Source organism: Achromobacter sp. NPDC058515 (genome assembly GCF_042721735.1).
Lineage (GTDB): Bacteria > Pseudomonadota > Gammaproteobacteria > Burkholderiales > Burkholderiaceae_B > Achromobacter.
This window is the reverse complement of the sequence record NZ_JBHXNI010000007.1, coordinates 1-21,850: the sequence shown is the minus strand read 5'-3', so window position 1 is coordinate 21,850 and position 21,850 is coordinate 1. Positions and strand designations below refer to the sequence as shown.

The following is a 21,850-nucleotide window of genomic DNA, read 5'->3' as shown; positions in this document are numbered from 1 at the left end:
GAATCCACGCATCGGGCCGAGGCGGACGCCGGACCATCCCTACCCGTTTCCGCTGATCTGGCCGCGGCCGTGCGCCGGGCGCTTGTGGCATTGCCCGAGCGCCCGCGGCGCATCGCCGTGGCGCTCAGCGGCGGCGCGGATTCGGCCATGCTGGCCGTGCATGCGGCCGCCGTGGCGCAGCCGCTGGGCATTGGCCTCGCGCTGTTCCATGTGCATCACGGCCTGCAGGCCGACGCCGACGCGTGGGCCCTGCAGGCGCGGGCGTTGGGCGAGAAACTGTCCCTGCCGGTCTTCGAGGCGCGCGTCAAGGTAGAGCAGGCCGCCGGCAAAGGCATCGAGGCCGCCGCCCGCGACGCGCGCTACGCGGCCCTGGCCCGGCTGGCGCACGAGCAGGGGGCCAGCCATGTGCTGCTGGCCCATCACCGCAACGACCAGGCGGAAACCGTCCTGCTGCGCCTGCTGCGCGGGACGGGCCTGGCCGGCATGGCGGCTATGGCGCCGTGCTCGCAACGCGATGGCGTCGTTTATCTGCGGCCCTGGCTGGAGCAGGACCGCGCAGCCATCCTGCGGGCCGCGGACGCCGTCCAGGCCGCCTGCGGGTGGCGCGCGGTGCAGGACCCCACCAATGCCGACCCCCGCTACACGCGCGCCGCGCTGCGCGAACTGCTGGCGCCGACGCTGGATGCGCGATGGCCCGGCTGGCGCGGCATCGTTGCCCGGCATGCGCGCCACATGGCGCAGGCCGCCGAGATCCTGGACGAGGTGGCGCGCGAAGACTACGCCGCGCTGGAGCCCGGCCCGGACGGCGCCAGTTTTTCGCTGCAGGCCTGGCGCGGGCTGTCTCCCGCCCGGCAGGCGCAGGTCCTGCGGTACTGGCTGGGCAAGAACGGCGCCCGCATGCCCACCGATGCGCGCATGGCGGATCTGCTGCGGCAGCTGCGCGGCCTGCACAGCCTGGGCCACGACCGCCAGCTGCGGGTGGAGCAGGCCGGCCACGTCATCCGCTGCCATCGGGGCAGGGTCTGGGTGGAACCCAGGCGCTGAGGCGGCAAAGCCCGGATTCAGCGCCAAACGGACATAAATTTGCGCAAACTGCGCAAATTTTTACCGTCGCGCTAGAATATATGGTTTTGCCCGTCAACACCTTGCGGCGGGTCTCCAGCCAGAGCACGAGATGTCCCTGATCGTTCACAAATATGGCGGTACTTCGATGGGCTCGGTCGAGCGCATCAGAAACGTGGCGCGTCGCGTCGCGAAGTGGCACGCCGCCGGCCACCAGGTTGTTATTGTTCCGTCCGCCATGGCGGGCGAAACGAATCGTCTGCTCGGTCTGGCGCGCGAGATTTCGCCCCAGCCCGACAGCCGCGAACTCGACATGATCGCCTCCACGGGCGAGCAAGCCAGCAGCGGCCTCCTGGCCATTGCCTTGCAGGCCGAGGGCGTGCCCGCGCGCAGCTACGCCGGTTGGCAAGTGCCCGTGCGCACCGATTCGTCGTTCACGAAAGCCCGCATCACGTCCATCGACGACGCGCGTATCCGCGCCGACCTGGACGCCGGCCGCGTGGTCATCGTGACGGGCTTCCAGGGCGTCGACCCGGAAGGCCACATCACCACCCTGGGCCGCGGCGGCTCCGACACCTCGGCCGTGGCCGTGGCGGCAGCCATCAAGGCCGACGAGTGCCTGATCTACACCGACGTGGACGGCGTCTACACGACCGATCCGCGCGTGGTGCCCGAAGCGCGCCGCATGGCCGTCGTTTCCTTCGAGGAAATGCTGGAAATGGCGTCGCTGGGCTCCAAGGTCCTGCAGATCCGCTCGGTTGAATTCGCCGGCAAATACCGTGTGCCGGTCCGGGTCCTGTCCTCGCTGACCGACCCGCTTATCCCGCTCGACGAAGAAATGGTGTCGGGCACGCTGATTACTTTTGAGGAAGACGAAAAAATGGAAGCCGCCGTTGTCTCCGGCATCGCCTTCAGCCGCGACGAAGCCAAAATCACCTTGCTGGCCGTTCCGGATAAGCCCGGCATCGCCTTCTCCATCCTGGGCCCTGTCGCCGCCGCCAATATCGACGTCGACATGATCGTGCAGAACCAGTCCGTGGCCGGCACGACCGACTTCTCGTTCACCGTGAACCGCAACGAGTTTGCGCGCGCCGTGGACCTGCTCAAGCGCGAAGTCATCCCCGCCGTGGGCGCGCGCGAGCTGTCCACCGACGAGAAGGTCGCCAAGGTCTCGATCGTCGGCATCGGCATGCGCTCGCACGTGGGCGTCGCCAGCCTGATGTTCCAGACGCTCTCGCAAGAGGGCATCAACATCCAGATGATCAGCACGAGCGAGATCAAGACCTCGGTGATCATCGACGACAAGTACATGGAACTGGGCGTGCGCGCGCTGCACAAGGCCTTCGGCCTGGACCAGGCGCCCGCCACCAAGGTCTAAGAAAACGGCTCCGGCACGATTTTTTTTGATGGATGCCCCGGCTGCGGGCAAGAGCGAAAAAAATCGTGCTAGAATCTCGTTCTCTTTTCGGAGACGTGCCCGAGAGGCTGAAGGGGCTCCCCTGCTAAGGGAGTATGTGGCTAAAAACTGCATCGTGGGTTCGAATCCCACCGTCTCCGCCAGACATTGCTTCAGTCTGGTCCAAAGCCAGACCGAAGCTGAGAAACCCGCAATCACGCAAGTGATTGCGGGTTTTTTGTTGTCGGTCCTTGCCCCATCCTTGCCAACCCATCGCATGTTCGGGTGAAGGAAGCTCGAACGAAATACCGGTGGTGCAACTGCCTCTTCCACACCGAGGCTGGGACGAGATTGCCTTAAGTCGCACAATGGCCACCGTTGCGAGCCGTCCGTTGGCTTTGTCGGCATGCCCAAGGCGTTCCGCGCCAGCCCGTTCTGCAGTTCTACCGTCTACTTCAAGGCCAACATTCTTGCGTCCATGACGGAGCCTCATCCGGCGTTCCGCCACGGGACATTCTTAAAGATGGCTGTGTGGAGTTCTTTATCCCGAGTGCAGGCGAGGATCATGAGTTTCCGGAATGTCTCAAGCGACGATGTGCTGGTCGCGCATTCGGGTGGGATTCGGCACGCCGATATTTATAGCGAAGGTGTTCGCCCGCAACGAGCTGGAACCGCTGCAGGCCAAGTCCATGGAAATCAGCGAATGGTTGGGGCAGGAAGTGGCCATGTTCAAGCCCCACACCATCCCCGCAAGCTGTTCGATAGTGGCGGTCCTTACCCGCTGGTTAACAAGATAGGGAAGTACTGGCGCTGGAAGTATCGCCGCGGGCAAGGGAAAGGTGATGGTCCCAGGCGTCTGCCCGGAGGTATCACTGGCTCAGGCCCGCGAACGTCGTCAGGACGGCCGCAAGCTGCTGGTGTCTGATATTGGCCAGATGGTCGACCGCAAGCAACAGTCCAGTGCAGCGGCCGCAACCACGTTTGAGCAGGCCGCCCCGCAGTGGTGGGCGCATTAGTCGCCCACCGTAGCGCGCGGCAACTCGGATTACGTCCTGCGCCGTCTTGACGCTGATGTGTTTCCCGTGATTGGAGTTATGCCGGCTGAGTTATTGCGGCGTCCGCATTTCGGGATGCAATCTAGAAGATCGAGGCGCGGGGGCAATAGACAGCGATGGCAAACGATCAAAGAAGACCCGCATCCCCGGCCAAAAGGAATCTGCGCTGTATCACATTGACCCTGACAAGTTCGCGGGGGCGTAATCCTGACTTCCCATGCCATTTTCTCGAGGCAACTCCGGGAATGTAGGGAATATGCCTTATTCATGCCGGTTTCCGGTGTTCCCTACCCTCAATTCACGGGGGTAGGGAAAAATTTCGGACAAGTCGTCCCCTCCGTTCTCCGGCCTGAGGGAACTGGGTAAAGCCTTTGTCCTTGCGGTCGTTCCCCTGAGCATGAAGGATGCACTGATAGCGGCCAAAGTCTAGGCCATTCCAAGAAAAGTATAGGTAACAACGGTAGCCCTCAACATGACTGCAAAAGTCGAGTTGAGGGCCGTACCTCCCTGGTGCCGCCCTTGTCTCATACCTATACCCAACCAATAAGGACGGGTGGGCCGCCCCTCGGAAAACCTTGAATTAGCTTCTTCAAAAGCCGCTTTCACAACTGGGCGTATTCTTTGTAATTTATCTGACTAATCAGATTTTTAGGTTCGGCGTCTTACGAAGCGAATAACAATCCTATAATTTGACGGAAATCGTAATCAAAAGTTCCAGACAAAAATATCTAGTATGGTGTCGACAGAAGCCAATCGAATCATCGCCTCGCGTAGTTTTTCTTGCCAAAGTTATTGAGAATTCAGCAGCCTAGAAAGCTAATACCTGGAGTTTCCATGAACACCAAAGACTTATTGGACAAGTCTGCACGCATCAGAGAAAGTTATGCGGTTCTACCCTTTCAAGCATTCTGGACTTGGTTGACAGGAAAGGAGTTGCGCGGCCGACGCCCACAGTGGTCATCGTCTTCGCTGGAGTGCCTTATCTGGTCCTGCGTCTGGTTATTAGGAGGGTGTGTCGCTTCCCTTTTTATTTTGCTTAATGGCCATAACCGGTTCTGGCTCATACCTTCCATTATTTTCACCGCTGGAGGTGCGCGCTACATAGTAGCGACCATCATCCATCATGCGGTGCATCACACATTGTTCGCCAGTCCACTGAAAAACCGAATTATCTCAGAGGTCTTGTCAACTGTGACAATCGTCCAGCCTTACGATACCTACCGTCAGTTCCACGTATTCGAACACCATGGTAGTGACTTCTCGACTCCCGGCGATCAGGATTTGGCGGCGATCTATCGAATGGGACTGACGCCGGGGAAACCGGTGGCCGAACTTAAAATGATCCTGTTTTTACAGTGCATCAACCCAGTCTTCCACTTCAAGTTCCTGATGGGGCGCGTTAAGTCGAACCTCATCGGCGCACCACTGTACCGCGTTCTAATGAGTATCGCCTGGTTCTGCGCACTCGGTGCCTTAGCACATTGGCTTGGACTTGAAATTTTCTGTCTGGCAATCGTCCTGCCCTTGGTGCTTGTTTACCAGGTCTGCTCAGTTCTTCATCTCGTCACCGAGCATGTCTGGGTCATTCGCAAAGCAGGCGAAACCGTCAAGTCGTCACACGTTAACAACAGCCTTGGCCGCTTCTGTGGAGAAGCCGCCCCTATCGGTACTAGCGTGGTGACGCTCACACCAATGTGGCTACTGTGGTTTGCCCGTCACCTACTCTGGCACCTGCCCTGCCGAATTCTCTTTCTCCAGGGATCACTCGCAGTACATGACTGGCATCATCGACACGGCGGAAATCGCACCTGGCCTGACGCCGTCCAAGCTCGTGAGGAAGAAATAATAAAGCAAGCAGCCAACAGCGAGTATTCCTACACCGACATATGGGGCTTCGACAAGGCCGTGGAATACACCTTGAGCGGTATAAGTCAATCCGAAGAGGTTGTTGAGCTGCGCGACCTCAAATATCGCCTAAATTGAACGCCCCGTGATTAGACAAGGACCCAATATGTACACCACCGTCGGACGATCTGCTGAAGTCGAGAACCCTCTAGATATTGTCAATGGCTACCGCTTTATTGCAGGCAAGCATTTCATGCAGGCGATCAACGATGCGGACCTAAAAGACTTTCGAGAATTCTATAATTCGCAAGTTGCCCAGGACCCTTATGCTCCCGCCGTACGCGACCGGGGAATGCTTAAGATCGTATTCAATCCCTTTACCAATGAAATCAATCTTTCGGAAAACCAGAACTACTTTCAATCCTATGGTGCCAATGACTCAGATGGAGGGAAAGTACGGGTGTTTCCCGCTATATGCCCATCGCTTGTTATGAACAAGACCTTCGCCAGGATTCTCGAAAAGGACGCCGAACTGATGCGAGTTTATTGCGAACGACATGCGCGGGAATCGCTGAACCTAAGTGTGCACTTCATTCGCTACAAAGCAGAAGAAGGTGAGGCGTCCTACAGTTCGCCAGTCTGGCTGCACGTCGATGATGAGCCGTTGGTATTCATCCACTTGGTGGAACTTACCAGCAATGCGTTGGGTGCAGACAATGTGATTTCCGGCATGGACAACAAGCCAACCAACGTGCTGCGCCTAGTCGCCCCTTTAGATACGTTGGTGGTGGACACAATGAAAAAGCACGCCGTTACGCCGCTGGGATCGTCTGACGGTATCGCTTACAGGGACGTGATGCTGATCAATCTGGAAGCCGATCTGCAACAGAAATAAGCAGCCTACAGGAGTAAAATACCTTGAGCGCAATGACAGAAGAAAAACAAGGGCGGATGGCTATGATCCTAGCCATGATCATATCGGGGACCATCGGCTTTTTCGTGGTTTCCTCGGATCAGAGCCCTTTCAACGTAGTGTTCTTTCGCTGCGCGATCGGCGGCGCCGGGCTCACCCTGTATTGCCTCTGCAAAGGCTTCTATCGATCTCTACATATCACCTGGCGGCAGGCGGGGATCCTGGCACTGGGGGCACTTACGTTGATATTTAATTGGGTGTTTCTGTTTTCGGCCTACAAGCTGACCAGCATCGGAATCACCACCATCATCTATCACTTGCAACCTTTCTTCTTACTATTCAGCAGCATGCTGTTCATGAAAGAGAAGGTTAAGCGCTCCCATCTGATCTGGCTAATACTGGCATTCGTGGGCTTAGTCATCATTGTCCGGCCAGAGGAGGCAGCCTTAGATCAGAAATTCTATATGGGCTGCCTGAGTGCTTCGGTAGCCGCAGTTTTGTATGCGGTCACCACATTGCTGACGCGCCAGATCTCCACCGAGTTGCGCCCGGAGGTGATCGCCAGTAGTCACATGGTCATCGGAACGCTGATCTTCCTGTTCATCGCCGACTTCACCGTCCTCCCGACGACCCGGGTCCACTGGGGAGCCCTCATCACGCTTGGATTGTTTCATACGACTTTCATGTATCTGTTGTTGTATACGGCATTCAAGAAAGCCGCCACCGCAAGTCTAGCCGTGTTCAGCTTTCTCTATCCATTGGTCGCCCTCATCGTCGACTACTTCGCCTTCGGACACCTGATCAGCGTCAGCCAGGGCCTAGGCGCGATTCTGATCCTGGCGTCGGGACTTGCATACAACTATGGCATCGTTATCCCTTTCTTGGAAAGGCGTGCAGCCGAAGCGGCACAAGCCAATCCGGAGCTGGAGAATAGCAAAACATGAGTAGCGATTATGTGAGACGCATACTCAGAGCGCGTGTGTACGATGTTGCACAGAAGACGCCGTTGCAAGATGCACCTCAGCTCTCCGCGCAGTTGAATAATCGGGTGATGCTAAAGCGCGAGGACATGCAACCGGTTTACTCTTTCAAGCTTCGGGGAGCCTATAACAAGCTTGCCAATCTGAGCGCCGAGCAACGACAGCATGGGGTCATTGCTGCTTCAGCAGGAAACCACGCCCAGGGCTTGGCATTGGCAGCGCTTGCCATGGTATGCCCCGCCACAATCGTCATGCCACTGACAACGCCAGCTATAAAGATTGCTGGAGTTCGCGCTCGCGGTGCAACTGTCGTACTCTATGGAGAGACTTTCGCTGATGCCCTAGCGTATGCACTGAACCAATGCGAACAGAATGGTCTGACGTTTATCCATCCTTATGACGACCCGGATATCATCGCTGGGCAAGGCACCGTCGCTTTAGAGATTCTCGAACAACTCGCCGAACCAGATGCGATTTTCATTCCGGTCGGCGGTGGCGGGCTAATTGCCGGCATCGCGGCCTATATGAAGTACATGCGTCCTCAGACCAAGATCATCGGCGTTGAGCCAGAGGACTCCAATTGCCTGCAGCAAGCTTTGCAGGCCGGTGCGCGCGTCACTCTGGCGCAAGTCGGCAACTTCGCCGACGGGGTTGCTGTAAGCGAGATTGGAGAGCACACTTTCGAGCTTTGTCGTACTCGCGTTGATCAGGTCATCACCGTGTCTAGCGACGAGATTTGCGCAGCGATCAAGGCGGTGTTTGAAGACACTCGAGCAATACTCGAACCTTCCGGCGCTCTTGCGGTGGCAGGAATAAAGCGCTATGTGGAAGAAACAGGCTGTTCTGGTAAGAGTCTTGTCGCGGTGAGTTCGGGCGCCAATATCAACTTCGACCGTCTGCGCTATGTCGCGGAGCGAGCAGAGCTTGGGCAGGAAAGAGAAGCGCTTTGCGCCGTCACTCTGGCCGGATAAGGAGTAGTTTCTAGTGTTTGTGTGAGTTGCTGGGAGGGTGCCAGCTCACTGAGCTAAGCTACCGCTACAAGGAAAGCCGTAACGCAGAGGTATTTCCCGGCGTGCAGACTCACACCCAGGGTGCACCACGTACCACTCCGTCTACCACGTCGAAGAGTTTCAGCTCCAATGTGAGTGACCTAACCGCGAACGAGTCTCCCAAGCTGCATGTGCCTCACGACGAAAGGAATACGATGCTTAATGTCCTCAAGTCGCCGAGATTTGCCTATCATGGCTAGACATAGAGCCCAACTTGCGGGTATTAGTATTTATGCGGTCCTTGGGGCCTTTTGTGAATGACACCGTTAAACCGAAGATGAGGAACCCGCAACCACACAAGTGGTTGCGGTTTTTGTTTTCATTGCCCTTGGCGAGGGGAGATTTCACGGCAGACCGAAAAGTCCGGCGCGTGGATGCTCCTTTGCCGATCCTTCCGGCCTTTTCCTAGATGATCCCCCGCTCCCGCAACGTCGCGAGCTTCTCATCGTTCATGCCCAACTCCTGTTTCAGCACATTCCCGCTGTGCTCGCCCAGCATGGGTACGCCGCGGTACTGGACGGGCGTTTCGGAGAAGCACAGCGGACTGCGCAGGCTGGGGGCGTTGGGGCCGCGGCCGTGGGGCAGTGAAAGCGCCAGTTCGCGATGCAGCGTCTGCGGGTCTTGAAAGACCTGCTCCATGTTGTTGATCGGACCCGCGGGCACGTTTGCCGCCTCGAACGCGGCCAGGAGGTCGCCGCGCTTGCGTCCGCTCAAGAGCGGCGCCAGCGCCTCGCGCAGTTCGCCGCGGTTCGCCACGCGGCTGGCGTTGGTGGCGAAGGCCGGACGCTGCGCGAGGTCGGGCCGGTCCAGCACGCGGCACATGGCCTGGAATTGCGCATTGTTGCCGGCGGCGAGAATCATGCGGCCGTCGGCGCAGGCGAAGACTTCCGAGGGCGAGGCGATGGGATTGGTGTTGCCTACGCGCGGCGGCGGCTTTCCGGTCATGAGATAGCCCAGCGCCAGATGGCCGTTCATGGCGACCGAGGCGTCGAGCATGGACGCGTCCACATGTTGTCCCACGCCGGTCTGGCGCTGGTGAAAGAGCGCGCCCATGATGGCGATGGCGGCATACAGGCCGGTAATGATGTCGGTGATGGGAATGGCGGTCCGCATGGGTTCGCCGCCCGGTGCGCCCTCCGGGTGGCCGCAGGTGCTCATGACGCCGGCCAGCCCCTGCAGGATGAAGTCGTAGGCGGGGCGTTGGGCATACGGACCGTCCTGGCCGAATCCGGTCAGCGAGCAATAGACGATGCCGGGTTTGTGCTCGCGCAGCGTCGCGTAGTCCAGGCCGTATTTCGCGAGCGTGCCGACCTTGTAGTTTTCGACCACCACGTCGCACCGCGCCGCGAGCTCGCGGGCGATGGCCGAGCCCTCCGGAGTGGAGATGTCCAGGGTGATCGATTGCTTGCCGCGGTTGTAGGCCAGGTACAGCGCGGAATCGTTGCTCGGCGCGCCGCCGGGCGCGTCCGGCAGGAACGGGCCCATGCGCCGCGTGTCGTCGCCTTCGCCCGGCCGTTCGATCTTGTAGACCGTTGCGCCCATGTCCGCCAGGACCTGGGTGCAAAGCGGGCCTGCGATGACCCGCGTCAGATCGAGGACCTTGACGCCCTCCAGGATTTGCGCGCGCATGGTTCACTCCAGCTTGATGCCAGCGGTGGCGATGACGTCGGCCCAGCGTTTGGCTTCGCTGGCGATGAACGTGTCGAATTGCGCCGGCGTGCCGCCCACGGGGTCGATGCCGTAGTCGATCAGTTGTGCGTGTATGTCGGGCTGGTCCAGCACGCGTTGCACGGCATCCGAGACTTTCCTGACCAGCGGGTCGGGCGTGCCCGCCGGCGCCAGCATGCCGATCCAACTGCCCGTGACAAGGTCGGGGTAGCCCAGTTCGCCCATGGTGGGCACGTCGGGCGCCGCGGGCCAGCGCGTCTCGCTGGTCATGGCCAGGGCGCGCAATTTTCCTCCCTTGACCTGCGGCCACATGGTCTGCACCGAATCGAAAATGGCCGCGACCTGTCCGGAGAACAGATCGGGCAGCGCCGGCGATATGCCCTTGTACGGCACGTGCGTGATCTTGGCGCCGGTGATCTGCGAGAACCGCTCGGCGACCAGGTGTGCGCCGGAGCCGGCGCCGCTGGACGCGAAGGTGGCTTTTTCGGGGTTGGCCTTGGCCCAGGCGACGAACTCCTCGAACGTGCGCGGGGGCAATGCGGCGCTGGACACCATCAAGAGGGGGATGCGGCCAAACAGGCTGACGCCGCGCAGGTCCTGCAGCGGGCGGTACGACATCTTCTTGTAAAGGCTGGGATTGATGGCGTGCGCCATGACGACAATGACGAAGGTATAGCCGTCGGGGGCCGCGCGCGCGACGGCGGATGAGCCGATCTGGCCATTGGCGCCGCCCTGGTTTTCCACCACGATGGCCTGGCCCAATTCATCGCTGAGCTTGCGCGTGATGAGGCGGGTGACGGCGTCGGAGACGCCGCCCGGTGTGTACGGCACGACCACCCTCAATGGCTTCTGAGGGTAGTCCTCCGGCGCCGGCGCGGCATGCGCGGCGGCGCCGAAGAGGCAGGCGGCCAGGATGGGGGCCAAGAGGCTGCGTCGAGTGTATCGAATCATGTTGTCTCCTCGTCATTTTTGGGACTGCCCGATCATTGTTGGTTTCAGTCTTGCTCGGAGGGGCGGACCCATCCGAGGTCCAGCCATCGCCTGGGCACCGTCATGGGATGGTCCAGCAGCATCTGCGCATAGGATTTTCCCAAGGGGTCCGAACGCAGGCTGGCAATGCCGCCTCCGCCCAGCGCCTGGCGCATGACGAAGTTGAGCGCGTGCAGGCCCGGCAGGTCGTAGCGTTCCACCTCGCCCGCGACCAGATGGGCGAAGTAGGCGCGGACCTTTTCGCCCGTCAATTGACGGCGGATGCTGGGCAGGAACTCCGGGCGGCGGGCAATCACGCCGATGTTCTCGTCGTCGCCCTTGTCGCCGCTGCGCGCCCAGGCCAGGGCGTGCAGGGCAACGACCGCGGCAGGCTCCCGCGGGTCGTCGGGCTGCTCGTTCCGCGCTTCCCGGGCAGGCTCCGGCGGGCAGGCGGCGCCGGCGTCATCGCCGGGAGCGTCGACGGGTATGGCGCTGCGTTGGCCGTCCTGCACCAGTTCCAGCGGCACTTGCGACTTGGGCACGAGGAACGAGGCGACGCGGATGACGGGCTGGATGTCCGGCCGCCCCGAGAAAGAGGAGCGCGTGCCGGGTCCCATCGACGTGCCGGCCGACGCGCATTCGCGCTGCAGGAAGCCCAGGGCTTGCGGCTCGTCGTGGCGGACCACGATGCGCAGCATGATTTCGCGGGTGGGCAGATGCCGCGCATGGGGGCCGTACAGGGCTTCGCAGCCCAGGAATTCCACGGCGACGTCGCGATAGTCCGCATAGCCGTTCTCGCGCAACAGGCGGCGGGTCCGCGCCAGCAGCGCGTCGGCCGTCTTGCGCGCCTTGGCGCGCGCCGCGATGCCGCGTATCGCCAGCAGGGTGGACAGCTGGAATCCGTCGCGCCACGTGGCGTTGGCCTTGTAGGTATCGGTGGGCGGGCGGCCGCGGGCGCCCTGGACCTGGACGCGGCCGGCGTCGAGCTGCCGCACCTGGACCTGGCGGAAATCGCAGATGACGTCGGGCATGAGGTACGCCGCGGGGTCGCCGATTTCGTACAGCACCTGTTCGGACACGCAGCCGGCCGCGATCAGGCCGCCGGTGCCCGCCGGCTTGGACACCACGAAGCTGCCGTCGCTGGCGCAGTCCAGGACGGGGTAGCCCATGTTGTCCCAGCCGGGCACGTCCTGCCAGTCGGTGTAGAGCCCGCCCGTGGCCTGGGCGCCGCATTCGATGACGTGTCCCGCCAGCGTGCCGGCCGCCAGCCTGTCCCAATCGCGCCATTGCCATCCGAACTCGTGGACCAGCACGCCCAGCACGACGGCGCTGTCGACGCAGCGTCCCGTGATGACGATCTGCGCGCCGTCTTCGAGCGCTTGCGCGATCCCGCGGGCGCCGATATAGGCGTTGGCCGAATAGGGGGATGCGGGCAAAGCATGCTGGCCTTCGCCGCGTATCTTCATGGCGAGCGGCAGGATGTCGTCGCCCGTCACGACAGCGATGCGCGGCGCCAGTCCCGATGCGCCCGCCACTTCCAGCAGGGCGTCGCGGCAGGCCAGGGGATTGAGTCCTCCGGCGTTGGCGACCACCTTGATGCCGGCCCGCATGATCGCCGGCAGGTGCGGCGCCATGGCGCTGTGCACGAAGTCCGTGGCGTATCCCATGGCCGGGTTCTTGGCCCTGGCGCGCGCCAGGATCGACATCGTGGTTTCGGCCAGGTAGTCGTACACCAGGTACTGCATGCCGGGCACGGCCAACAGTTGCGGGGTGGCGGTGGCGGAGTCGCCCCAAAAGCCGCTGGCGCCGCCGATGCGTATCTGCCGGCTCATACGGCGGCCTCTATGCGCAGCAGGGGCATGTCCTTGGCCGCCTGTCCGCCAAGCTCGGTGCTGACCTCGACGACCGTGCCGGGCACGGGGGCTTCCAGCGTATGTTCCATCTTCATGGCCTCCAGCACCAGCAGGGCGTCACCCGTCTTGACTATCGACCCCACGGTGGCCAGCAGTTGCACCACGCGGCCGGTCAAGGGGGCCGTCACGGTGCCGCTGGCGTGCGCCGCGGCCCGGCGCTTGTGCGCGTCCACACGGGCCAGCGACCAGGCGCGGGCGCCGTGGAAGATATGGATGGTGTCCGTGCCGATGTGCAGCACGGCGGTCTCGAGCATGCCGTCGCATTCGACGCGCAGCCGCGCGCGGCCGGGCGATGTCCAGCAGGCATCGCGCAGGCGCACCGGGTGGGAAGCGCGGGCGGGCTCCGCATCGGCCTGCGAGACCTCGACGGCCCATTCGCCCGCGCGGGGCTGGATCCGCACCACCGACGTCATGCCCGCCACGCTGAGCGCCGTCGTCCAGGGCGGGCTCGTCAGCGGCGCCGGCACGATAGCCAGATTGCCGGGCTCCACGGGCATGGCGTGCGCATAGGCGGCCAAGCCCGCCAGGGCCAGGGTGGACGGAAGCGGGGCGGGGCGCAGGTGCAGCGCCTTGCCGAACTGTTCGGCGACGAAACCCGTATGCACCTGCCCGCCGTCCGCGAAGACCGGGTTCGACAGGCAGTCCGCCAGGAATCCCTGATTGGTCGGCACCCCCAGGACCACGCACTGCCGCAGCGCGCGCAAGAGCTTGCGCCTGGCTTCCTCGCGGGTGGCGCCGTGGGCGATCAGCTTGGCTATCATGGAATCGTAGTATGGCGCGATGCTGCCCCCTTCGCGCAGGCCGTGATCGATGCGCACGCCTGCTTCGCAAGGCGGCGCGCGCCATCGCAACAGCGGCCCGGTCTGGGGCAGGAATCCCGCGGGCACGTCTTCCGCCGTCAGGCGCACCTCGATGGCGTGGCCCTGCAGCCGCACGTCCTCCTGGCGCACGGCCAGGGCTTCGCCGGCGGCGATGCGAAGCTGCCATTCCACCAGGTCCAGGCCCGTCACGGCCTCGGTCACCGCGTGTTCCACCTGCAGCCGCGTGTTCATCTCCATGAAGTAGAACGCGCCGCCTGTATCCAGCAGGAACTCCATCGTGCCGGCGCCTATGTAGCCGATGGCTTGTGCGCTGCGCACGGCGGCAAGCCCCATCCGGGCGCGCAGGTCCGCGTCGAGCGCTGGCGAAGGCGATTCCTCGATGAGCTTCTGGTGACGGCGTTGCACCGAACAATCCCGTTCGCCCAGGTGTATGGTGTGGCCGCGGCTGTCGGCCAGGATTTGAATCTCCACATGGCGCGGCGCAAGCAGCGCCTTTTCCAGGATCAGCTCGCCGGACCCGAAGGCGGATTCGGCCTCGGAGCGCGCCGAGGCGAGCGCCGCCGCCAACTGGGCAGGATCGTGCACCAGACGCATCCCCCGCCCTCCGCCGCCCGCCGCGGCCTTGACCATGACGGGAAATCCGATCCGGCCGGCGGCTTGCACGAAGGCCTCGTCGCTTTGATCGACGCCTTGGTAGCCCGGGATGCAGGGCATCTCGGCCCGCTCCATGACGCGCTTGGCATGGGCTTTGTTGCCCATGGCGCGGATCGACTCGCCGGACGGGCCGATGAAGACGAGGCCGGCGGCATCCACGGCGTCGGCGAACGCGTCGTTCTCGGCCAGAAAGCCATAGCCAGGATGGATCGCGTCGGCGCCCGCCTGGTGCGCGGCGCGCAACAGCGCCCGAATGTTCAGATAGGATTCCCCGGGCGGGCTGGCGCCGATGCGCACGGCGCTGTCGGCCTCGCGGACGTGGGGGGCGTTCGCGTCGGCGTCGGAGTAGACGGCCACCGAACCGTAGCCCAGCGCGCGCAGCGTCCGGGAGATGCGTATCGCGATTTCGCCGCGGTTGGCGATCAGCACGGTGTGAAACGGTCGGATTTGCTTGGGCACGGTCATGCAGATTCCTCAAGAGTCGTCGCGCAGGCGCGGCGCACATCGTCGGCCAAGATGCGGCGCGCCCAGGCCGGCGGGCGCTTTTCCCGGAATGCCGCGATGCCTTCGCCGCCTTCGTCGCGCATGCAGCGCGCAAACCGTAGCGCCGCGCGGTCCAGCGCATCGGCGCTGTCGGGGCCCGCGCAGTCGTCGAACAGCGGCTTGATGTGGGCGTTGGCATGCGGGGCGCATGCGCAGATGCGGGTGAGCCATTCGGCAAGCAGGCTGTCGAGCGCCGCGCCGTCGCTGGCCAGCTCGTCGACCAGCCCGAGTTGCATGGCGGTTTCCCCGCGGACCCGTTCGCCTGTCAGGCCAAGGCGGCGCGCCACACGCGCGCCCAGCCGGCCGACGACAAATGGGGCGATCTGGGCGGGAACCAGGCCCAGGCCGGTTTCGCTGAGCGCAAAGCGCGCATCCCGGGTCGCCAGCACGATGTCGGCCGCGCAGGCCAGGCCCATGCCGCCGCCCATGGCCGCCGATTCAACCACGGCCAGCACCGGGATAGGGAGATTCGACAGCCGCGTCATGAAGCGCCCGAATTCGCGGTTCCGGGCGGCAACGGGATCGCCCGCCGCGGCGCAGGCCTCGCCTTCCCCGGAAGCGGACGCATCCAGCCGGGATTTGAAGTTGCCGACGTTGCCGCCCGCGCAGAAGAATCCCTGGCTGCCCCGCAGGACTAATGCGCGGACCGAGGCGTCGCGGCCGATGCCGGCGATGGCCCCGTCGATCTCGGCCACCATCTCAGGGCTGAGGGCGTTGCGGGTCGCGGGCTGGTTCAGCGTCAGGAACACGATGTCCGCGTGACGGCGAACGAGTATGTGCTGGAATTCGTTCATGCTTGTCCGCTCAGTTGCGCTTTTCCATCAGGCCCATCTGGCGGGCAATGACCATCAGCATGACCTCGTCCGCGCCGCCGCCGATGGAGCCCAGCCGGTAGTCGCGGTACGCGCGCGTCACCGGGTTGTCCCAGGTGTAGCCCATGCCCCCCTGGAACTGCATGCACCATTCCGTGATCTCGCGGGAAAGGCGCCCGGCCTTGAGCTTGGCCATCGACGCCAGCTCGACCACGTCGCCGCCTTGTATGTAGGTGTGCGTGGCCATGTAGACCAGGGCGCGCAGGGCCTCCAGTTCGGTCTTGAGCTCGGCCAGCTTGAACTGGATGTACTGGTTGTCCAGCAGTGCACGCCCGAAGGCCTGCCGCTGCTTCAGGTAGTTGGCCGTTTCCTGGATCCACATGATGGAGGCCAGGCGCCGCGCGGCGCCGTCCAGCCGTTCTTCCTGGAATTGCTTCATCTGGTAGATGAAGCCCATGCCTTCTTCGCCGATGCGGTTGGCGACGGGCACGCGCACGCCGTCGAAAAAGATCTGCGCGGTGTCCGAGCTCCACATGCCGAATTTGCGGATCTTCTGCACCTCGATGCCGCGAGCCCGCTTCCCGTTTTCCTTCAGCGGCACGACGATGAGCGATTTGTTCTTGTGCGGGGAGCCGTCGGACGTATTGCACAAGAGGCAGATCCAGTCGGCCTGCGTGCCATTGGTGATCCACATCTTGGAGCCGTCGATCACGTAGTCGCCGCCATCGCGGCGCGCGCGCGTCTTGAGCGACGCCACGTCGGAGCCCGCGCCCTGCTCGGATACGCCGATTGCCGCCACCAGGTCGCCCGCGACCGACGGCGCCAGGAATTGCTGACGCAGCGCGTCGGAGCCGAATGCGGCCAGGGCCGGCGTGGCCATGTTGGTCTGCACGCCGATCGCCATTGCCACGCCTTGGGCGCGCGCATAGCCCAAGGCCTCCGAGGCCGCCAGCGCGTACGAGAAGTCCAGGCCCATGCCGCCATACGCCTCTGGCTTGGAGATGCCCAGGAACCCCAGCGCGCCCATCTTTTTGAACAGCTCGTGCGCCGGGAAGATCTCGTCGGCCTCCCATTTATCCACGTGCGGATCGATTTCGGCCGCAATGAAGCGGCGCATGCTGGCCATCAATTCCAGGTGTTGCTGGCTGTAGATCATGATGTCTCCGTTGTGTCTGTTCTTAGAACCGCGCGACGCCGAACTGGACGGGGTGGAGGCTGCGCGCCTCCGCCTCGCCGACGGTCGCCAGCACGAACGCCAGCACGGCGCGCGTATCGCGGGGGTCGATGACGCCATCATCGAGCAGATGGCCGCTGGTGTAGAACGCGCTGGCCTGCCGTTCGAAATTCGCGACGATCTCCGCCTTGCGGGCCGCCAGCTGTGCTTCGTCGACGGGGCGGCCGCTGCGTTCGGCCTGCTGGCGGGCCACGATCTCCAGGGTATCCGCGGCCTGCTCGCCGCCCATGACGGCGGTGCGCGCATTGGGCCACGAGAAGCAGAAGCGCGGACGGAAGGCGCGGCCGCACATGCCATAGTTCCCGGCTCCGAACGAGGCGCCGCAATACAGGGTGATCTGCGGCACCCGCGAGTTCGACAGGGCCTGGATCATCTTCGAGCCGTGCTTGATCATGCCGGCGTGCTCCGATGCTCGGCCCACGATATAGCCGGTGGTGTTCTGCAGGAAAACGATGGGCGCGCCGGACTGGTTGCACAACTGGATGAACTGGGTCGCCTTGGCGGCGCCCGCCGGATCGATGGGGCCGTTGTTGGTGATGAATCCCACGGCGTGGCCCTCGATGCGGGCGTGGCCGCACACCGTCTGCGGCCCGTAGTCAGGCTTGAAATCCAGCCACCGGGAATCGTCCACGAGGCGCGCAATGATCTCGCGCATGTCGATGGGCTTGCGGTGCTCCAGCACCATCACGCCGGCGAGGTCCGTCGCCGGCAGCCGCGGCGGCAGGGCAGCGCCTGCCGTGGCCGGCGCGCGTTGCCAGGGCAAGGCGGCAAGCACGTCGCGGGCGATGGCGATGGCGTGCGCGTCGTCTTCCGCCACGTACTCGGCCAGGCCGCTGACGGTGGCGTGCATGTGGGTGCCGCCCAGGTCTTCCGCCGTGGCGATCTCGCCCGTGGCGGCCTTCAGCAAGGGGGGGCCGGCCAGGAAGGCCTTGGCCTGCCCGCGCACCATCACTACATAGTCGGACAACCCCGGCATGTAGGCGCCGCCGGCCGTGGAAGATCCGTGCACGACCGTCACCACCGGCAGGCCGGCCGCCGACAGCCGCGCAAGGTTATAGAACATGCCGCCGCCGCGGATGAACTTGTCCACGCGGTACTTGCGCAGATTGGCGCCCGCGGATTCGACCAGATGCACGAACGGCAGGCGGTTCTCTAGTGCTATCTCCTGGCAGCGCATCAGCTTCAGGTTGCCTGCCTCGGTCAGCGCGCCCGCATCGATGCCGGAGTCCGTCGCCACCACCATGCACCGGATGCCGCTCACGAATCCGATCCCCGCGATCTGCGATCCGCCGGGGATGCAGTTGTCCAGGTCGGGGTCGTCGAGCGCATAGCCGGCCAGGGTCGCCAGCGGCAGGAATGGGCGGCCGGGGTCGAGCAGCCGGTTGACGCGCTCGCGCGGCAAGAGCGCGCCGCGGCGGGAGAACGTGGCGGCCGCGCGGGCCGACGCGTCGCATGCCCGCTGCTCCAGGGCGCGCAGGGAGTCGACCAGCGCAAGCATGCCGCGGCGCTGTTCGATAAAGGACGGGGAGCCGGGGAAAATTCGGGATTCGTAGGGGACCATGTCTCGTAGTCGCTTGTCGCTTTGGCGCTGGGCCGATACAGGCTCATTCCAGGACACCGCGATTTCCGCCGCAACCACTATCTGCACGGTTGTGCACGATGTGCACGACCTGCGGGCTATCCCGGGAGCGGCGGGGCTATCATGCCTGGGCGCCTGTCGCCCGGACAGCGCGTCGTCCGACAAGGAGTTGCGCCATGCCCCAGCTTGCCGATCCGGTTGCCAACCTCCCGCGCCTCGCGGCGCGTGGCCCCAGTCCAAGCGTGCGGGGCGCGCAAAGCATCGATCGCGCCGCCGGCCTGCTGCGTCTTCTGGCCAGCGGGCAGGACAGGGGGACGAGCCTGCGCGACCTGGTTGCGCGTTCGGGGCTGGACCGCACCACCGCCTATCGGATGCTCTCGTCGCTGGTGGCTACGGGGCTGGCTTGCCGGGACCCGGTCAGCGGCCTGTACGGACTGGGCGTGGAGGCCATGAGCGTGGGGCTGGCGGCGCTGGGCCGGGCGCCGCTGACGCAGGCCTGCCTGCCGCTGATGAAGGCGTTGGCGCGCCGCACAGGTGAACACGTATTCCTGGTGGCGCGCTCGGGCGACTACAGCCATTGCCTGCATCTGGAGGAAGGGCCGCGTCCGATCCGGGCCTATGCGGAATACGTGGGCGGCGCGCGGCTGCTGGGTACAGGTGTACCGAGTTTCTCGATGCTTGCGCAGTGGGATGATGCCGCTATCTCCGAACATTTCGAGCGGCACCGGCGCCAGTACGAGGCGCACCGCCTGAGCATTGCCAAGCTGCTGCGCTGGGTCAAGCAGGCGCGCGCCCAGGGCTACGCGCACATCAACGCACAAGGCGTGGGGGGCGTGGGACTGGCTTTCGTCCTGGGAACGACCGGGACGGCGGCCTTGGGCATCGTCGCGCCGGCGGCGCGGATGCCCAGGTCGCGGGGCGCCGAACTCGTGGCCGCGATGCGCGCGGAGATGCGGCGGTTCGGCGTGGGGGAGCCGTCTTGACGCGGCGGCGCGCAGCATGGCGGCCGGCGTGGCCTGGGCATGCCCCGCCGCCGGTACGCTTGCCTCAGGCGCTGAACGTCAAGGCATTGGTCAGGTCTCCCATCGCGGCCTGGCCGCGCGCGGTCATCGCGTCATCGCGCGCCTTCAGGCCTTCCAGCATGGGCAGGTCGAACAGCCGCGTCGCCAGGCGCAGGATGGAGCCCGTATCGTAGATGGTGTGATCCACGGCGCCCTTCCTGGCGAACGGCGAGGCGATCACCGCCGGGATGCGAGTGCCCGGGCCCCAGCGGTCGCCTTGCGGCGGCGCCACGTGATCCCACCAGCCGCCGTTCTCGTCCACGGTGATCACGACCACCATGTTGTCCCATTGCTTGCTCTTCTTCAGGCTGTCGACGATGTGCGCGATGTGGCGGTCGCCCGAGTCCACGTCGGCGTAGCCCGCGTGCATGTTCAGGTTGCCCTGCGGCTTGTAGAACGCCAGCGGGGGCAGGACGCCGGCCTCGGCGTCGGCCAGGAACTTGTTGGTGGACGACAGGTCGCCCAGGCCGCCGTCGCGCACGTGCGCCGTGCGCGCGGCGGTGCCGGGCGCGGTGCTCTTGAAGTAGTTGAAGGGCTGGTGATGCGCCTGGAAGTTAGGCGAGGACGGAAAGCCCGTGCTGGCGGTCGAGTCCACGGCGGCCTGCCAGCCGCCGGCGTACCAGGCCCAGTCCAGTCCCTTGGCGCTCATCAGGTCGCCGATGTTGTCGTGCGATTGCGGCACCATGGTTTGCGGGCTGCTCGCGTCGGCCAGCGTCGGGTCGGCCGCATCGCGGGAGAACGACGGCCAGTAGGGCGGGGCCATGGTGTTCACGCCGTAGCCGTCGGGCGTCAACGCGCTGGCGCCGAACTGGGGGATGCCGGTCAGCGCGCTGGCGGGCGATGCGGGCTTGGACGCCAAGCGGGGGTCGGCGGGATCGGCGCTTTGCAGTTGCGCGATCTGCGTCTTGGCGGCCGAGTCCGCCGCGTCGGGATAGAAGGGCGGGCGTCCGGCCACCAGGTACTGGTGGTTCAGGAACGAGCCGCCGAAGGCGCCCTGGAAGAAGTTGTCGCACAGCACGAATTCCTGCGCCAGCTTCCACAGGCGCAGGTTGTAGGCGGAGTCGCCGTAGTGGCCCATGACGAGCGCGCCCGAGTCCGCCCAGGCGACGAAACGGTCGTTCTTGCCGCCGTTGATCTGCATCTGGTTCTGATAGAACACGTGCCACAGGTCGCGCGTGACGACCCCTTGCGGCAGCGGCTCGCCTTGCGGGCCCTGCAGCGCGAACGGCGCATTGGGCAGGTTGTTCATGTAGGCGGCGGCCTGGTCCACCTGATACGTGATGTGGTTGGCCTGTTGCGACGTGGGCACCATGCCGTTCCACACAGGCGGCAGCACCGGCAGCGGCGTGCCGTCGCGGTCTGCCTGCGTGTAGTCGGCCGCGGTCAGCGCGGACAAGGGCTTCTCCACGCCGGGGAAGTTGGCAAAGAGATTATTGAAGCTGCGGTTCTCGGCGAAGATCACCACCAGCGTCTTGACGTTCGCGCGCAATTGCGTGGTCAGGTCGGGCGCCGGCGCGGGGTCGGGGTCCGGCGCGGGCGCGGCGGGGGCAGGGGCGTCATCGTCGTCGCTTGAGCAGCCGGACAAGGCGCCCATGGCCGCCGCGCTTGCGCCCAGCGCGGCGATGCCGGTGAGAAAGCCGCGGCGCGTGGCGCGTGCAGGCGTGGTCGCGCCCGTGGATTCCTGGGACGGTTCTCCAGTGCTTTTTTCTTTGTCAGACATGAATGGACTCTTGAGCTTGCGGATGGCGTGGCGCACTGTCATTGCGTCACGGGATCGCCGGATGACAGCCGGCATCGGTAACGGCCGCTAGGCTAAAGAGGCAAGGTTCTATGGGTGTGACGATCCGCTGTCGGGAAGCTGTACAGGGCGCGCCGCGCGTCCCGCGACTTGCACGTTTTTCTAAACAACGCTATTATTCAAGGCTTGCTTTTAGATGCGCCCGTAGCTCAGCTGGATAGAGTACCTGGCTACGAACCAGGGGGTCGTAGGTTCGAATCCTGCCGGGCGCACCAAGTTTTTCTACATGCTTTTCAACACGTTTTTCAACATGCGGGTATCGTTTTTTGTTGGTGCCGGCAGCGTTGAGATAATGAAGAAAAAAGCAGTATGAAGAAATGCAGTATGAAGCAGAAAAGCAGTATGGAGCAGTAAAGCAGTAAACACGGCTTAATTATTCTGATATAATTTTGCCTCTTTGCCGGAGCGCCCGTAGCTCAGCTGGATAGAGTACCTGGCTACGAACCAGGGGGTCGTAGGTTCGAATCCTGCCGGGCGCACCAAAACCGCAAAGAAAAT

Annotated in this window: 16 protein-coding genes and 3 tRNA genes; 11 read left to right on the top strand and 8 right to left on the bottom strand. The window is 63.9% G+C overall.

From position 1 onward, the window contains the following. The first annotated feature begins 69 nt into the window (after positions 1-69). From tilS to ilvA, 8 genes are all read left to right on the top strand, one after another. On the top strand, positions 70-1,044 hold the full coding sequence (gene tilS, locus ACFWP0_RS13890; RefSeq protein WP_377843375.1) for a tRNA lysidine(34) synthetase TilS: 975 nt from the start codon (positions 70-72) through the stop codon (positions 1,042-1,044). 130 nt (positions 1,045-1,174) lie between these two features. Continuing rightward, a complete protein-coding gene (locus ACFWP0_RS13885; protein ID WP_377842823.1) occupies positions 1,175-2,440 on the top strand; it encodes an aspartate kinase in 1,266 nt (421 codons plus the stop codon). An 89-nt stretch (positions 2,441-2,529) separates the two neighbouring features. Further along, positions 2,530-2,622 (top strand) — tRNA-Ser (locus tag ACFWP0_RS13880). Between the two features lie 414 nt (positions 2,623-3,036). Further along, a complete protein-coding gene (locus ACFWP0_RS13875; RefSeq protein ID WP_377842821.1) occupies positions 3,037-3,255 on the top strand; it encodes a hypothetical protein in 219 nt (72 codons plus the stop codon). Between the two features lie 1,092 nt (positions 3,256-4,347). Beyond that, positions 4,348-5,496, top strand: coding sequence for a fatty acid desaturase (locus ACFWP0_RS13870; protein WP_377842819.1), 1,149 nt, complete (start codon positions 4,348-4,350; stop codon positions 5,494-5,496). A 28-nt stretch (positions 5,497-5,524) separates the two neighbouring features. Continuing rightward, positions 5,525-6,253, top strand: coding sequence for a 2OG-Fe dioxygenase family protein (locus ACFWP0_RS13865; protein WP_377842817.1), 729 nt, complete (start codon positions 5,525-5,527; stop codon positions 6,251-6,253). Positions 6,254-6,285: 32 nt separating this feature from the next. Next, the gene (locus tag ACFWP0_RS13860) at positions 6,286-7,215 is read left to right on the top strand and encodes a DMT family transporter (protein WP_377843373.1); all 930 of its coding nucleotides are present in this window, start codon (positions 6,286-6,288) and stop codon (positions 7,213-7,215) included. Beyond that, positions 7,212-8,222 carry a threonine ammonia-lyase, biosynthetic gene (ilvA, locus tag ACFWP0_RS13855; RefSeq protein ID WP_377842815.1) on the top strand — a complete coding sequence of 337 codons (1,011 nt, stop codon included), beginning with the start codon at positions 7,212-7,214 and terminating at the stop codon, positions 8,220-8,222. Before ACFWP0_RS13860 ends, ilvA begins: the two co-directional genes overlap by 4 nt. 483 nt (positions 8,223-8,705) lie before the next feature. Here ilvA and ACFWP0_RS13850 read toward each other — a convergent pair whose 3' ends face one another. From ACFWP0_RS13850 to ACFWP0_RS13820, 7 genes are read right to left on the bottom strand one after another with little or no spacing between them, the layout of a single operon-like run. After that, entirely contained in the window at positions 8,706-9,929 is a 1,224-nt protein-coding gene (locus ACFWP0_RS13850) for a CaiB/BaiF CoA transferase family protein (RefSeq protein WP_377842813.1), read from the bottom strand. Between the two features lie 3 nt (positions 9,930-9,932). Then, positions 9,933-10,919, bottom strand: coding sequence for a Bug family tripartite tricarboxylate transporter substrate binding protein (locus tag ACFWP0_RS13845; protein ID WP_377842812.1), 987 nt, complete (start codon positions 10,917-10,919; stop codon positions 9,933-9,935). A gap of 44 nt (positions 10,920-10,963) precedes the next feature. After that, positions 10,964-12,769, bottom strand: a complete 1,806-nt coding sequence (locus ACFWP0_RS13840) for an acyclic terpene utilization AtuA family protein (protein ID WP_377842811.1) — start codon at positions 12,767-12,769, stop codon at positions 10,964-10,966. Then, positions 12,766-14,790: an acetyl/propionyl/methylcrotonyl-CoA carboxylase subunit alpha gene (locus tag ACFWP0_RS13835; protein ID WP_377842809.1), complete on the bottom strand. Its 2,025-nt coding sequence runs from the start codon at positions 14,788-14,790 to the stop codon at positions 12,766-12,768. The genes ACFWP0_RS13840 and ACFWP0_RS13835 overlap by 4 nt, the downstream gene beginning before the upstream one ends. Next, entirely contained in the window at positions 14,787-15,662 is an 876-nt protein-coding gene (locus ACFWP0_RS13830) for an enoyl-CoA hydratase/isomerase family protein (protein WP_377842807.1), read from the bottom strand. The genes ACFWP0_RS13835 and ACFWP0_RS13830 overlap by 4 nt, the downstream gene beginning before the upstream one ends. A gap of 10 nt (positions 15,663-15,672) precedes the next feature. Next, positions 15,673-16,836, bottom strand: a complete 1,164-nt coding sequence (locus tag ACFWP0_RS13825) for an acyl-CoA dehydrogenase family protein (protein WP_377842805.1) — start codon at positions 16,834-16,836, stop codon at positions 15,673-15,675. A gap of 22 nt (positions 16,837-16,858) precedes the next feature. After that, the gene (locus tag ACFWP0_RS13820) at positions 16,859-18,475 is read right to left on the bottom strand and encodes an acyl-CoA carboxylase subunit beta (RefSeq protein WP_377842803.1); all 1,617 of its coding nucleotides are present in this window, start codon (positions 18,473-18,475) and stop codon (positions 16,859-16,861) included. Positions 18,476-18,669: 194 nt separating this feature from the next. Between ACFWP0_RS13820 and ACFWP0_RS13815 the strand changes: the two genes are divergently transcribed. Beyond that, on the top strand, positions 18,670-19,476 hold the full coding sequence (locus tag ACFWP0_RS13815; RefSeq protein WP_377842802.1) for an IclR family transcriptional regulator: 807 nt from the start codon (positions 18,670-18,672) through the stop codon (positions 19,474-19,476). Between the two features lie 64 nt (positions 19,477-19,540). Here ACFWP0_RS13815 and acpA read toward each other — a convergent pair whose 3' ends face one another. Beyond that, on the bottom strand, positions 19,541-21,274 hold the full coding sequence (acpA, locus tag ACFWP0_RS13810; RefSeq protein ID WP_377842800.1) for an acid phosphatase: 1,734 nt from the start codon (positions 21,272-21,274) through the stop codon (positions 19,541-19,543). A 216-nt stretch (positions 21,275-21,490) separates the two neighbouring features. Between acpA and ACFWP0_RS13805 the strand changes: the two genes are divergently transcribed. Beyond that, a tRNA-Arg gene (locus ACFWP0_RS13805) sits at positions 21,491-21,567 on the top strand. Positions 21,568-21,757: 190 nt separating this feature from the next. After that, positions 21,758-21,834, top strand: a tRNA-Arg gene (locus ACFWP0_RS13800). The last annotated feature ends 16 nt before the right edge of the window (positions 21,835-21,850 follow it).